This is a genomic window from Microbacterium sp. SORGH_AS_0888, from assembly GCF_030818905.1.
Lineage (GTDB): Bacteria > Actinomycetota > Actinomycetes > Actinomycetales > Microbacteriaceae > Microbacterium.
Window position 1 is genome coordinate 1200416 of sequence record NZ_JAUTAZ010000001.1, and the last position, 14228, is coordinate 1214643.

The 14228-nt window shown below is 71.9% G+C and carries 11 protein-coding genes and 1 pseudogene; all 12 read right to left on the reverse strand.

Annotated elements, in window-relative coordinates:
* Positions 1 to 7: 7 nt before the first annotated feature.
* The 12 genes and pseudogenes from QE381_RS05945 to QE381_RS06000 all read right to left on the reverse strand — a co-directional run bounded on the left by QE381_RS05945 (position 8) and on the right by QE381_RS06000 (position 14148).
* The gene (locus tag QE381_RS05945) at positions 8 to 478 is read right to left on the reverse strand and encodes a hypothetical protein (RefSeq protein ID WP_307216346.1); all 471 of its coding nucleotides are present in this window, start codon (positions 476 to 478) and stop codon (positions 8 to 10) included.
* 228 nt (positions 479 to 706) lie between these two features.
* Complete coding sequence (argH, locus tag QE381_RS05950) at positions 707 to 2164, reverse strand: argininosuccinate lyase (protein ID WP_307220413.1); 1458 nt, start codon at positions 2162 to 2164, stop codon at positions 707 to 709.
* Positions 2165 to 2280: 116 nt separating this feature from the next.
* Positions 2281 to 3102 carry a DUF418 domain-containing protein gene (locus QE381_RS05955; RefSeq protein WP_307216349.1) on the reverse strand — a complete coding sequence of 274 codons (822 nt, stop codon included), beginning with the start codon at positions 3100 to 3102 and terminating at the stop codon, positions 2281 to 2283.
* A gap of 296 nt (positions 3103 to 3398) precedes the next feature.
* Positions 3399 to 4322, reverse strand: coding sequence for an ornithine carbamoyltransferase (gene argF, locus QE381_RS05960; protein WP_307216351.1), 924 nt, complete (start codon positions 4320 to 4322; stop codon positions 3399 to 3401).
* Positions 4319 to 5565 (reverse strand): annotated as a pseudogene (locus tag QE381_RS05965) (acetylornithine transaminase). The gene argF and the pseudogene QE381_RS05965 overlap by 4 nt, the downstream one beginning before the upstream one ends.
* On the reverse strand, positions 5562 to 6467 hold the full coding sequence (gene argB, locus QE381_RS05970) for an acetylglutamate kinase (RefSeq protein ID WP_307216353.1): 906 nt from the start codon (positions 6465 to 6467) through the stop codon (positions 5562 to 5564). The pseudogene QE381_RS05965 and the gene argB overlap by 4 nt, the downstream one beginning before the upstream one ends.
* Positions 6464 to 7621, reverse strand: coding sequence for a bifunctional glutamate N-acetyltransferase/amino-acid acetyltransferase ArgJ (argJ, locus tag QE381_RS05975; RefSeq protein ID WP_307216355.1), 1158 nt, complete (start codon positions 7619 to 7621; stop codon positions 6464 to 6466). The genes argB and argJ overlap by 4 nt, the downstream gene beginning before the upstream one ends.
* Positions 7618 to 8667: an N-acetyl-gamma-glutamyl-phosphate reductase gene (gene argC / locus QE381_RS05980; RefSeq protein WP_307216357.1), complete on the reverse strand. Its 1050-nt coding sequence runs from the start codon at positions 8665 to 8667 to the stop codon at positions 7618 to 7620. Before argC ends, argJ begins: the two co-directional genes overlap by 4 nt.
* A 332-nt stretch (positions 8668 to 8999) precedes the next feature.
* Entirely contained in the window at positions 9000 to 11504 is a 2505-nt protein-coding gene (pheT, locus tag QE381_RS05985) for a phenylalanine--tRNA ligase subunit beta (protein ID WP_307216360.1), read from the reverse strand.
* Positions 11504 to 12550 (reverse strand): phenylalanine--tRNA ligase subunit alpha, encoded by a 1047-nt coding sequence (pheS, locus tag QE381_RS05990; RefSeq protein ID WP_307216362.1) that lies wholly within the window; start codon positions 12548 to 12550, stop codon positions 11504 to 11506. Before pheS ends, pheT begins: the two co-directional genes overlap by 1 nt.
* 30 nt (positions 12551 to 12580) lie before the next feature.
* Positions 12581 to 13504 (reverse strand): amino acid ABC transporter permease, encoded by a 924-nt coding sequence (locus QE381_RS05995; RefSeq protein WP_307216364.1) that lies wholly within the window; start codon positions 13502 to 13504, stop codon positions 12581 to 12583.
* Positions 13501 to 14148, reverse strand: a complete 648-nt coding sequence (locus QE381_RS06000; protein WP_307216366.1) for an amino acid ABC transporter permease — start codon at positions 14146 to 14148, stop codon at positions 13501 to 13503. Before QE381_RS06000 ends, QE381_RS05995 begins: the two co-directional genes overlap by 4 nt.
* Positions 14149 to 14228 lie beyond the last annotated feature (80 nt).

Consider the following 14228-nt stretch of genomic DNA (forward strand, 5'->3'; position numbering starts at 1 on the left):
CGACCGCTCATCGTGTGAGACCCGCCGGGGTGACACCGATGGATCCGGGAGGCACCGCCATCGCGGCGATCAGCCGAAGTGCGAGAGCGCCCGCGTTGCGCGCGACGGACCGGTTCTCGTATCGCCGTGCACCGACCATGACGAGCTCGTCGTCGTGGGTTGCGAACCACCCCGTCGTTCGAAGGCGCGGTTCGACGGCGGCGTGGACGGCGAGGCCCGCCACGTTCTCACGCACGCGCACCGCATGAGCCTGCGCCAGACGTTCCGAAGCGAACAGCGCCGCGCCCCGGGCGATCTCGCGATGGTTGTCGCTCATGAGCCGCCATCCGGCGACCGCTCCCGACGGCGGCTCCCCCCGTGTCGCCACGATCAGGTCGCCACCGTGCACGGAGACGATGTCGTCCACCGCACGGAGCCAGTCGATGGCCGCGCGGTGGGTGTCACTCGGAAAGCGCGCCACGACGAACTGCGCGGACACCTGACATCCCCCTATGCGATACCCCGGAGCGGGCTGGGTATCGCTCAGGATCGTGCCCGCCCTCGGCCACGTGGGGACGACGGAGGGGTGAACGGGAGGGGACGAAGTGGGGGTCAGCGGGTTGCGGACCGTCGGCGACCCCCCGGAAGACACCAACCCAGCCGAGGGCACCGACCCACCCGAAGAGATCCCCTTCTGAGGAGCACGTGCCGGACGGCCTGCCCCGCGCTACAGACCGAGCGCGTGCGCGAGCTCCTGCGCACGCGTCACCAGGTGCGACCGCTGCTCGTCGACCCGCACGGGAGCCGTGCCCCCGATGCCGTCGCGGCTCGCCACGCTCCCCGCGACCACCAGCACCTCGCGCACCTCCGGTGCGAGCAGCGGCGACACCTCCGCGAGCAGGGCGTCAGTCGCCTCATGCAGCTCGATTCCGTGCTTCTCGCACGCCTGCACGAGCGCCCCCGACACCTCGTGGGCATCGCGGAAGGGCACACCGCGCTTGACGAGCCACTCCGCGACATCCGTCGCGAGCGAGAACCCCTGCGGTGCGAGCTCCGCCATCCGCGCCGTGTCGAAGCGCATCGTCGCGACCATGCCCGCGAAGGCGGGGAGCACGAGCTCCAGCGTCGCGACCTGATCGAAGACGGGCTCCTTGTCCTCCTGCAGGTCGCGGTTGTACGCGAGCGGCAGGCCCTTGAGCGTGGCGAGCAGGCCCGCCAGGTCGCCGATCAGGCGACCCGCCTTGCCGCGCGTCAGCTCGGCGATGTCGGGGTTCTTCTTCTGCGGCATGATGCTCGACCCCGTCGAGTACCCGTCGTCGAGCCGCACGAAGCCGAACTCCTTCGTGTTCCAGATGATGACGTCCTCGGCGAATCGCGACAGGTCGATGCCGATCATGGCGGCCACGAACGCGAACTCGGCCACCACGTCGCGCGACGACGTCCCGTCGATCGAGTTCTCCGCCGGGCGGTCGAGGCCGAGCTCCGTCGCGACCAGCTGCGGGTCGAGGCCCAGGGTCGCCCCCGCCAGCGCTCCCCCGCCATAGGGCGAGACACGGGCGCGCGCCGACCAGTCGCGGAGCCGCTCGAGGTCGCGCACCAGCGGCCAGGCATGGGCCTGCAGGTGGTGCGCGAGCAGAACCGGCTGCGCGTGCTGCAGGTGCGTGCGGCCCGGCATCACGGCATCCCCCGCCGCTTCGGCCTGGGCGACGATCGCATCGATCACCCGCAGGATGCCGTGGGCGACGGTGCGCGCGTGATCGAGCAGGTAGAGGCGCACGAGCGTTGCGATCTGGTCGTTGCGGCTGCGGCCCGCGCGCAGCTTGCCGCCCAGCTCGGGCCCGACGGTGCGGATCAGCGCCTGCTCGAGCGCGCCGTGCACGTCCTCGTCGGCGGGGTCGGGAACCAGGATGCCGTCGGCGATCGCGGCGGCGAGCGCGTCCAGCCCGGCGTGCATGCGCTCCGCCTCATCCGGAGTCAGGTAGCCGGCGGCGGCGAGCGCCGTCGCGTGCGCGTGCGAGCCGGCGAGGTCGTAGGGGGCGAGCGCCCAGTCGAAGTTCGTGGAACGGCTCAGCGCGGCGAGCGCCGGCGAGGGGCCCGAGGCGAATCTGGCGCCCCACAGCGCCCCCTGGTTCGTGCCCTCGTCCTTGGCCCGGGACTCACGCGCGTCCTGGCCGTCCGCCCGAATCGCGGCGTCGTAGGGGCCCTCAGCTGTTTCGTCGTTCACCCCGACAGCCTATCGACGCCCCGCGCGCGTCCCTCGCCCGCCGGCTCCGCTCTCGGCGCCGGCCGAACGGGCTCGCATCAGCGCAGGCGCGCGAGAAGCGACTCAAGCGGGCCCCGTCCGAGCGTCAGCCCCCACACCGTGCATCCGGCGACGACACCGATCGCGATCGGCCAGAACGGCTGCAGAGCACGGAAGGCCCCGAGATCGCCGGTGCCGCCCAGCACCAGGAACGCCCACACCGCCCACACGAGGATCTGTGCGGTGTAGGCGGTCAGCGGCATGCTCCCGGCAGCTCGCAGCGGGAGCAGCGCCCACCGCGCGGGCCCTCGGCACACCAGCAGGCACAGCCCGAGCACCGCGATCACGAACCCGGTCGACCCGAGGGCCTCCGGCAGTCCGCCGGAGTGCGGGAGGACGCTGACCACCCGGTCGAGGTAGGCCGCGGGGACGACATCCGCCCCCGTGCTGAACATCCCCCCGATCCCATAGCCGACCATCGCCGCCCCCGCACCGGCGACGAGCAGCAGCACCTGGACGAACGGGTCCCGCAGCTTTAGCCGCCCGATGCCGAGCCCCGCCACGAGATAGACCCACCACAGCGGGAACGGATACGCCCACCCGATCGCGAGCGCGATCGACTCCCCCTCAGCCGTCTGCCAGAAGGGCAGGATGTCGAGCGCCGCCTGCACGAAGGGCATGACGACCAGTCCGATCCCGGCCGTGACGAGCAGCGCAGGAGCCCGCAGACGCAGCATCGGGATCGCGAGCAGGAAGAGCACGGCGTAGGCCGGCAGGATGACGTACACGGGGACGCCGGTGAGGATCAGGAGCACCCCGATGACCCAGAGCGCGACCCGCCCGACGCGCCAGCCGCCAGCGTGCGGCCGTGAGAGCGACACCGCCGACGGGACGCGGGCCTCCCGTCGTCAGGCCGATCGACACTCCCGCCAGCAGCGCGAAGAGGATCGAGGACCGGCCGTCCACCACTCCGATCCACGTCGATGGGTCGCCCCAGGTGAACGGGCGGATCACCAGCAGATGCGCCGCCAGCATCCCGACGACGGCGAGTCCCCGCGCGAGGTCGACGCCCGCCAGCCGCGCCGGGCCGTCCAGGCGGCGGATCGCATCCATCCGCCCGCGCGGGGACACCGGCCGGGAGCTCTCCGTACGCGCGCTCACCGGCCGATGCCCTCTCTCAGCCCTGACGCAGCAACCAGACCAGGAGGGCCTTCTGGGCGTGGAGACGGTTCTCCGCCTCGTCCCAGACGACGCTCTGGGGCCCGTCGATGACCTCGGCGTCGACCTCGTAGCCGCGGTCGGCGGGCAGGCAGTGGATGAAGATCGCATCGTCCGCGGCGAGGGACATGATCTCCTGCGAGACCTTGTAGGGCGTGAGATCGCGCAGACGCTCGAGCTTCTCGTCCTCCTTGCCCATGGAGACCCAGGTGTCGGTGACGATGACATCGGCGCCCGCCGCCGCCTCGATCGGATCCGTGTACAGCGTCACGGAGCCGCCCGTCTCCGCTGCGCGACGGTCGGCATCGGCCACGACGTCCTCCCGCGGCGCGTAGGCGACCGGCGAGGCGACGCGCACGTGCATCCCCGCGGTGACCCCGCCCAGGACATAGGACTGCCCCATGTTCGTGCGGCCGTCGCCGAAGAAGGCGAGCGTGAGGCCGGCGAGCTCCCCCTTGTGCTCACGGATCGTCAGCAGGTCGGCGAGCAGCTGGCACGGGTGGAAGTCATCGCTCAGCGCGTTGACGACCGGCACCCGGGTGCCGGCGGCCATCTGCTCCAGCCCCGCTTGCGCGTAGGTGCGCCAGACGATCGCCGCGACCTGGCGCTCCAGCACCCGCGCGGTGTCGGCCGGGGTCTCCTTGCCGCCGAGCTGGCTGTTGGCGGTGGAGATAATGAGCGGCGAGCCGCCGAGGTCCGCGATGCCGACCGCGAACGAGACGCGGGTGCGGGTGGAGGACTTGTCGAAGATGACGGCCACGGTCTGCGGGCCTTCGAGCGGCTTGAGCTTCCAGCGGTCGGTCTTCAGCTCGGCCGCCAGATCGAGGATCTCGGCCTGTTCGGCCGGCGTGAGGTCGTCATCGCGCAGCAGGTGTCGGGTCATGTGCGTGCCTTTTCGGGAGTGGATGCCGCGGCGGGCTGGTCTTCGAGGAGGAGGGCGTCGGCGGCCGTCGCGAGCGCCGCGGCGAACAGCCGCGCGAACTCGTCGATCTCGACGTCGCCGATGATCAGCGGCGGAGCCAGACGCACCGTCCGCTCGTTCGCGGCGTTGACGATGAGGCCGTGCTGCTGCGCGGCGGCCGTGACGGCGCCGGCGACGGGATGTGTCAACGCCACGCCGAGAGCAGGAGGCCGGTGCCGCGGACGGACTCGACCAACGGCGATCCGATCGCCGCGATCGCCTCGCGCACCTGCTGCCCGCGGACGGCGGCGGCGCGGACGAGATCCGCCCGCTCGATCTCCTCCAGCACGGCGTTGGCCACCGCGGTCGCGAGCGCGTTGCCGCCGAAGGTCGAGCCGTGCGTGCCCGGGTAGAACAGGTCGCTCGCGTCGCCGTAGGTGATGAGCGCACCGATCGGGAAGCCGCCGCCGACGCCCTTGGCGACCGTGATCGCATCCGGGGCGATCTGCTCGTGCTGGAACCCGAACCACTCGCCCGTGCGCCCGGCGCCGGTCTGGATCTCGTCGATGATGAGCAGCGCGCCGTGACGGGACGTGAGCTCGCGCGCGGCCGTGAGGAAGCCCTCGGGAAGCTCCACCACGCCGGCTTCGCCCTTGATGGGCTCGACGAACAGCGCCGCGACGCGATCGTCGATCGCCGCGGTGAGCGCGTCGATCGTCGAGTCGATGAACTCGACACCGGGCACCATCGGGCCGAACGGCTCCTGCATATAGGGCTTCCCGGTGAGCGCCAGGGTGCCCATCGTCCGACCGTGGAAGGCGTCCTTCAGCGACAGGATCCGGGGGCGCTCGGCTCCGCCGTGCAGGCGGGCGAGCTTGAACGCCGCCTCGTTCGCCTCCGCGCCCGAGTTGCCGAAGTACACGCGGCCCCGCTCGCCCGTGCCGGCGAGCCGCTTGAGGCGGGCGGCCAGCTCGAGCTGCGGGCGCGTCGCGAAGTAGTTCGAGACGTGCGCGAGGGTCGCGGCCTGCCGGGAGACCGCATCCACGAACACGGGATGCGCGTGGCCCAGCGAGTCGACCGCGATGCCGGCGAGGAAGTCGAGGTAGCGATTGCCCTCCTCGTCCCAGAGGTAGGCGCCCTCCCCGCGCGCGAACAGCGCCATCCGGTCGCCGGAGTTGCGGACGAGATCCCGTCCCGCGTCGTCCCGCCAATCGTGCTCGGTCATTTCGCCACCACCTCGGTTCCGATCCCCTTCTGAGTGAACATCTCGACGAGCACCGAGTGCGGCACACGGCCGTCGATGATCGCCGCCGTCTCGACCCCCGCCGTGACGGCGTCCAGGCACGCCTGCATCTTGGGGATCATGCCGGACTCCAGCCGCGGCATCATCTCGCGCAGCTCGTCCGCCGTCAGATGTGAGACGAGCGAGTCGCGGTTCGGCCAGTCGGCGTACAGTCCGGGCACATCGGTGAGCACGACGAGCTTGGTCGCGCCGAGCGCGATCGCGAGGGCGGCGGCGGCGGCATCGGCGTTGACGTTGAGCGAGTGGCCGGGATGGTCGAGATCCGGAGCGATCGAGGACACCACGGGGATGCGCCCCGCCTCGAGCTGGTCCAGTACCGGCTGCGGATCGACCGTCACGACATCGCCCACCCGGCCGAGGTCGTGCTCGACGCCCTCCACGACGACGCCGCGGCGGCGTCCGCCGAACAGCCCCGCGTCCTCGCCGGAGAGCCCCGTCGCGACCGGGCCGTAGGCGTTGATCTTCGCCACGAGCTGCGGGTTGATCTGGCCCGTCAGCACCATGCGGACGACGCTGATCGCCTCGGTCGAGGTGACGCGGTAACCGCCCTTGAACTCGCTCGGGATCGCGAGGCGATCGAGCATGCTCGAGATCTGCGGGCCGCCGCCGTGCACGACCACCGGCTTGACGCCCACGTAGCGCAGGTAGGCGACGTCGGCGGCGAACGCATCCTGCAGCTCGTCGGAGACCATCGCGTTGCCGCCGTACTTGACCACCACGATCTGGTCGCGGAAGCGCTGCAGCCACGGCAGCGACTCGATGAGCGTCGCCGCCTTGGCGCTGGCCTCGTCGGGGTCGGTGTCCTGGAGATCGATCTCGGTCATGAGGAGTAGGCGCTGTTCTCGTGCACGTAGTCGTGGGTGAGGTCGTTGGTGAGGATCGTGGCGGTGTGGTCGCCGATCCGCAGGTCGATCACGAGCTCGGTGGCCCGCGGAGTCAGATCGACCGCCTCACGCGGAGCGTCCGGACCGCCCGCCGTGCACACCCGCACGCCGTTCATCCAGACATCCACGTCGTAGGGGTCGAAGGCCGCGCCCGTCGTCCCGATCGCCGCCAGCACCCGGCCCCAGTTGGGGTCGTTGCCGAAGATCGCAGCCTTGAACAGGTTGTTGCGGGCGACCGAGCGGCCCACCTCGACCGCGTCGAGCTCGCTCGCGGCGTTCTCGACGCGGATCGTGATGTCGTGGCTGGCGCCCTCGGCGTCGCCCTGCAGCTGACGTGCGAGGTCCAGGCAGACCTCGCGAAGCTCCGCCGCGAAGGCGTCCGCGTCGGGCGTCACCCCGGAGGCCCCGCTCACGAGGAGCGTCACCTGGTCGTTCGTCGACATGCAGCCGTCGGAGTCGAGCCGGTCGAAGCTCACCCGCGTGGCCTGCCGCAGCGCCGCATCGGCCTCGGCGGCGTCGAGCACCGCATCGGTCGTGATCACGACGAGCATGGTCGCCAGTCCGGGCGCCAGCATCCCCGCGCCCTTCGCCATGCCGCCGATCGTCCAGCCGTCACGGGCCCGCACGGAGCGCTTGGGCCGCGAGTCGGTCGTCATGATGGCCAGGGAGGCCGCCTCGCCGCCGTCGGCGGAGAGCTGGGCCGAGGCGGCCGTGACGCCCGCGAGCACCTTCTGCCGGAAGACCTCGTCGCCCGTGCCGATGAGTCCCGTCGAGCAGACGAGGACGTCGCCCGCGCTGACACCGAGGAGCTCGGCGGCACGCTCGGCGGTCTGGTGCGTGGTCTGGAACCCGAAGGAGCCGGTGAAGCAGTTGGCCCCGCCGGAGTTGAGCACGACGGCCTCGACCGTCCCGTCCGCTATCGCCTGCTGCGACCAGAGGATGGGGTTGGCCTTGGCGCGATTGGTCGTGAAGACGGCGGCGCCGACCTTGAGGGGGCCACGGTTCACGACGAGCGCGACGTCGTTCTTGCCGGTGGACTTCAATCCCGCGGCGACTCCCGCCGCCTCGAAGCCCTGGGCTGCGGTGACGCTCACGGTGCCACTCCGTTCACGGTCAGGGCCCGGTCCTCGGGGAGGCCGAGCGCGATGTTCATGGACTGCACGGCGGCGCCGGCAGTGCCCTTGACGAGGTTGTCGACGGCGGCGACGACGACGACACGATTCGCCGCCCGGTCGATCGCGAGGCCGAGGAGAGCCGTGTTCGCCCCCAGGACGTCGGCGGTGCGGGGGACCTGCCCCTCCGGCAGCAGCTGCACGAACGTCTCCCCCGCATAGGCGGCCTCCCAGGCGGCGCGGATGTCGGCATCCGTCGCGCCGGGGGCGATCGGGGCGGTGGAGGTCGCGAGGATTCCGCGGGCCATCGGCACGATCACCGGGGTGAAGGAGATCCGCACCGTCGCCTCGGCGGACGCGGCGGCGACGAGCGCCTGCTGGATCTCGGGGATGTGCCGGTGCGTGCCTCCAACGGCGTACGGGTTCGCGCTGCCGAGGATCTCGCTTCCCAGCAGATGCGGCTTCAGGCTCTTGCCCGCCCCCGAGGGCCCCACGGCGAGGACGCTGACGATGTCGCCCGGGTCGATGACGCCCGCGGCGACGCCCGGGGCGAGGCTCAGCGACACGGTCGACGCGTTGCAGCCGGGCGCGGCGATGCGGGTGGCACCCCGCAGCGCTTCGCGCTGCTTGCCGCCCGCCACCGGGAGCTCGGGCACGCCGTAGGCCCACGGCTCGTGGAACGCGCCGCCGTAGAAGGCGTCCCACGCCTCGGGCGAGGTGAGCCGGTGGTCGGCACCGGCGTCGAGCACGAGCGGCACGTCCGCGAGCGCATCGGTGTACTGCCCGGACTGGCCGTGCGGCAGCGCCAGCACGACGATGTCGTGTCCGGCGAGCACCTCGGGCGTCGTGTCCTCGAGCGTGAGGTGGGCGAGCGAACGCAGGTGTGGCTGGTGCAGCGCGAGAGGCTGGCCCGCGTTCGAGTGCGCGGTCACGGTGCGGATCTCGATATCGGGATGGGCGGCGAGAAGCCGCAGGATCTCGCCACCCGCGTAGCCGGAAGCGCCGGAGACGGCGACCGAATAGGTCATGGATTCCACCTTAGAGTCTGGGTCGGGGTCGTTACTGGGCGACACCCGTTCCCGCGCTCGGCGGAACCCGCCGCACGGCGGGAGGACGGGGGTCGCCTAGCGTCGGCGGCCGCCCTGACGTCGCCCGGGCAGAGCGCGGCCCACGAGGGGGGCGGCGACATTCTGACCGACGGGCATGCCGAGACCTTATCCGTCCACGGCGTCCGCGGCAAATCGCCGCCGTCCGGGCACGCCTCCGCTGCGCCGGATCAGGACACCTCGCCGGGCCAGGAGGAGGGCACCGCCACCCTTCCTGATCCGGCACCGGGGCCGGCGCACGCCGGGCGGGCGGGTCAGTCGCGCAGGACCGCTCCGAACCGCTCGGCGGCGACGGCGACGCCGGCGAGCTTCGCCTCGCTCGCCTCCGCCGAGGTCAGCGTGCGGTCAGGGGCGCGGAAGCGCAGGGCGAAGGTGAGGCTCTTCGTGCCCTCCTCGACGCCCGCGCCACGGTAGTCGTCGACGAGCCGCAGCGACTCCAGCAGGTCCCCCGCTCCCTCCGCGAGGGCGGCGGAGACCTCCGCGGCGGGCACCGCGACCGGCACGACGAGCGAGACGTCCTGCGTCGCGGCGGGATACCCCGACAGCGACGCGACGACGACCCGCTCCCCCGCACGCTCGAGCAGCAGGTCGAGGTCGAGCTCGACGACCGTGACGCGGCCGGGCAGGTCTGCGGCGGCCGCGACATCCGGCAGCAGCTCCCCGACGTAGCCGACCTCCGTGCCCTGCACCGTCAGCACGCCGGTGCGCCCCGGGTGCAGTGCGCTCCGCTCCCCCTGGGTGACCTCGATCTCCACCCCCGCGGCGACGGCGATCACACGGACGGCGTCGAGCGCCTCGGTGAGACCGGCCGGCTCGGGAGCGCGGCCCGGCTGCTTCGGCGACACGAGACCGGCCAGCAGAAGGCCCAGGTGACGGCGCTGGGGCGGGATGGCCGCGTCCAGCTCGGTCAGGGTCGCCGCGGACGGCCGAACCGCGAGCGGGGGCACCGAGACGGTGCCGTAGGCCACGCCGGGCTGGGGCAGGAAGACGGTGCCGACCTCGAACAGCGTGAGGTCCGTGAGACCGCGCGAGACGTTGCGGTGTGCGACCTGCAGCAGACCCGGCACGAGCGAGCGCCGCAGTGCCGGCGCCTGGCCGGCGAGCGGATTCGCCAGCGTCACCGAGGGAAGGTGTCCGCCCGACGCCGAGCCGTGACGGTCGTTCTCCTCCTCGGTCGTGAACGGGAACGACGGCGTCTCGACGAAGCCCGTCGCGGCGAGCGCGTTCGCGATGCGGCGGCGCCCCTGCTGCGCAGGGGTCCACCCGCGCCCGGACGGGGCGGTCGGGAGGACCGAGGGGATGCGGTCGTACCCGTCGATCCGGGCGACCTCCTCGGCGAGCGTCCACATGTCCGTCAGATCGGGTCGCCACGTGGGCGGCACGACCTCCCAGCCGCACGTCTCCTCGCGCACGTCGCAGCCGATCCGCTCGAGCGCTCCCCGCACCTGCTCGGGCGTGTAGTCGACACCGATGAGCCCCGACACGAAGCCTTCGGGGAGCTCGAGAACGGGACGCTCGATCTCGGTGTAGAGCGCGCCGCCGGTGGCATCGGCCGTGCCGCCGGCGTACTGCACCAGGAGGTCGACCACGCGCTGCGCGGCCACGAAGGGGATCGCCGGGTCGACGCCGCGCTCGAACCGGCGCGACGCCTCCGAGGACAGCTTGTGGCGGCGCGCCGTGCGGGCGATCGAGACGCTGTCGAAGACCGCCGCCTCGACCAGCACGTCGGTCGTCGCCACGCTCATCTCGGTCGATGCTCCGCCCATGACGCCGGCCAGGCCGACGGGGCCGCTCTCGTCCGCGATCACGAGGTCCTGCGGATCGAGCGTGCGCACCTGCCCGTCGAGGGTCCGAAGCGTCTCGCCGGGCGCCGCGCGTCGCACCGTGAGGCCACCCGTGAGCCTCGCGAGGTCGTAGCCGTGGATCGGAGCGCCGAGCTCGAGCATGACGTAGTTCGTGATGTCCACGAGCACGCCCAGCGAACGGATGCCGGCGAGCGTCAGCCGGGTGACCATCCACGCGGGCGTCGGGCGGGACGCATCCACGCCCCGGACCACGCGCACGACGAACTCGGTCGCGCCCACGCGGCCGCGGATCGGGGCGTCGTCGCGCACCGCGATGGGGAAGCCCTCCCCCGGGTGGACCTCCGCGCTGTCGCGCAGGCCCGGGTCGCGGAAGGGCGCGCCGGTCGCGTGCGAGTACTCACGGGCGACCCCGCGGAGCGAGAGCGCATACCCGCGGTCGGGCGTGACGTTGATCTCGACCGCGACGTCGTCGAGCCCGAGCAGGGAGATCGCGTCCGTGCCGACCGGCGCGTCGATCCCGACCTCGACCAGGCGCAGGATGCCGGAGTGGTCGGCGCCGAGCCCGAGCTCCTTGGCGGAGGCGATCATGCCGTCCGAGACGTGGCCGTAGGTCTTGCGCGCAGCGATCGGGAAAGGCCCGGGGAGCACCGCTCCCGGGAGGGTCACGACGACCTTGTCACCGGCGAAGAAGTTGGCGGCGCCGCAGACGATGCCGCGCACTCCCCCGTGCTCGGGACCGACGTCGACCTGGCACCACCGGATCGTCTTGCCGTTGGACTGGGGCTCCGGCTCGAACGAGACCACCTGACCCACGACGATCGGGCCCTCGAGCTCGAAGCGGTGGACGTCCTCCTCCTCGAAGCCGACCCTCACGAGGGAGGCGAGGACGTCCTCCGGGGTCGCCTCCGCGGGCACCTCGACGAACTCACGCAACCACGACAGCGGGACGCGCATCACACCACCATCCCGAACTGCTCGCTGAAGCGGACATCGCCTTCTGCCATGTCGCGCATGTCCTTCACGTCGCTGCGGAACATGAGGGTCCGCTCGAACCCCATCCCGAACGCGAACCCGGAGTACACCTCCGGGTCGATCCCCGCGGCGCGCAGCACGTTCGGGTTGACCATGCCGCATCCGCCCCATTCGATCCATCGCGCCCCGCCCTTGAAGGTGGGGTGCCACAGGTCGAACTCGGCGCTCGGCTCCGTGAAGGGGAAGTAGTTGGCCCGGATCCGCGTCTTGGCCTCGGACCCGAACAGCTGTCGCGCGACGTGGTCGAGCGTGCCGCGCAGGTGGGCCATCGTGATGCCGCGGTCGACGACGAGCCCCTCGAACTGGCTGAACACCGGAAGGTGCGTCGCGTCGAACTCGTCGGTGCGGTACACCCGACCCGGGCAGACGACGTAGATCGGCAGCTCGCGCTCGAGCATGGAGCGCACCTGGACGGGGCTCGTGTGGGTGCGCAGCACGAGGTGCCGCTCCTCGGGCGCGACGAAGAAGGTGTCCTGCATCTGGCGCGCGGGGTGGTCGACATCGAAGTTCAGCGCGTCGAAGTTGAACCACTCGTGCTCGAGCTCCGGGCCCTCCGCGACCTCCCAGCCCATGCCGACGAAGATGTCGCCGACCTCTTCCTGGAGCAGGCTGAGCGGATGGCGCGCGCCCACGCGCGTGCGCGAGGGGACGGCCGTGATGTCCACCCGCTCCGCTTCCAGCCGCGCGGCGGTCTCGGCGGCCTGCAGCTCGGCCTCACGCGCGGCGAACGCCTGCGTGACGCGCGCTCGGGCCTGCCCGACGAGCTTGCCGAACTCGGCCTTGCGCTCGTTCGGCACGTCCCGCAGGCTCGCGTTCAGACGTGCGAGCGGTGAGCCCTCGGCCTGGTGCGCGGCGCGTGCCGCTTTCAGCTCGGCGGAGTCGGATGCGGCCGCGATCGCGGCGAGCGCATCGTCGGTCGCCTGGGCGACCGCCTCCGGGGTGATCGGGTTCGAAGGGGTGTCGGACACGGAGATCGAGTCTACGCGGCGACGGGAAGCTCAGCCTGCGGCGCCTCCCGCCGTGCCGTCGAACTTGCCGAGTCCGCGCTGGGCGGCGATCGTCTCGGTCGCGGTGGCGGGTTCCGCATCCCCTTCCGGCTCGAGGGAGGGCGTGCGGGGCGAACGACGCGTCGCGCGCTCGGCGACGAAGGCCACGTACGACAGCGCGAGGCAGAGGACGACGTAGATCGCACCGCCGACGATCGCCGAGGGGATGAGCGGCGAGCCGTACGGGGCGTTGGAGCCGAGCTGTTTGACCAGGAACAGCAGCTCCGGGTAGGTGATGATGAAGCCGAGCGCGGTGTCCTTCAGGGTCACCACCAGCTGGGCGATGATGACGGGCAGCATCGCCCGCACCGCCTGCGGCAGCAGCACGAGCCGCAGGACGCCGGCCTTCCGCAGCCCGAGGGCGTAGCCGGCCTCGCTCTGCCCACGGGGAAGCGCCTGCACGCCGCCCCGGATGACCTCGGCCAGCACCGAGCCGTTGTAGGCGACGAGGGCGATGACGACGGCCCAGTAGGTCGGCATCTTGATCCCGACGACCGGGAGGCCGTAGTAGAGCAGCATCATGAAGACGAGCACCGGCACGGCACGCAGCAGCTCGACGACGGCGCCGACCGGCACGCGGATCCAGGCGTGGTCGGAGAGGCTTCCGATGGCGAGCACGAGGCCCAGGACGACCGCGCCGACCGCCGCCGCGGCGAACGCGGCGAGCGTACGGCCGGCGGCTTCGACGAACTGCAGCCAGATCGTGCCGTACGAGAAGATCTGCCACTTCTCGGCCGTGAACTGACCGCTGGCGGCGAACCGCCAGATCACCCAGCCGAGGATGGCGGCCACGACGATGATCGTGAGCACGCCGAGGATCCGGTTGCGCGCGATCGCGCGGGGACCCGGGGCGTCGTAGAGGACCGAGCCGCTCATCGTGCCACCTTCCATCGGCGCTCCGCATATCGCTGCACCCACCCGAGCAGGAGGGCGAGCACGATGAAGACGACCATGACCCACAGGAGGACCGCGAGCTGGTTCTCCCCGCGCTCGCTCAGCCAGGAGCGCACCGAGCCGAGGTTGAGCACGGAGAACCCCGCGGCCACCGTCGTGTTCTTCAGGAGGGCGATGAGCACGCTCATCCCCGCCGGGATCACCGAGCGCGCAGCCTGGGGCAGGACGACCTGGCTCATCACCTGCGTGAAGGTGAGACCGAGGGCGCGGGCCGCCTCCGCCTGACCGAGCGGCACCGTGTTGACCCCCGAGCGCAGCGTCTCGGCGACGTAGGTCGCGGTGTAGACCCCGAGCGCGCCGATCGCGAGCGGCATCGAGTCGATGCGCTGCTCCAGGAGCTGCGGCAGACAGAACGCGAAGAAGAACATGACCAGCGTCAGCGGGGTGTTGCGGATCCAGTTGACGTACACGGTGCCGACGGCCCGCGCCGCGGGGATCGGCGAGACGCGCATCGCCCCCACGACGAGACCGAGGACGATCGCGATGAGGCCGCCGCCCACCAGCAGCGCGATCGTCCCGACGATCGCCTCGCCCCACAGGTCGAGGTTGTCCGTGATGATCCCCATGCGCGTCCTCCCTTGCTTCTCCGGTTCACGTGTGCCGAGGGATCGGGCGGCGGAGCGCACCCCGCCGCCCGATCACGCGG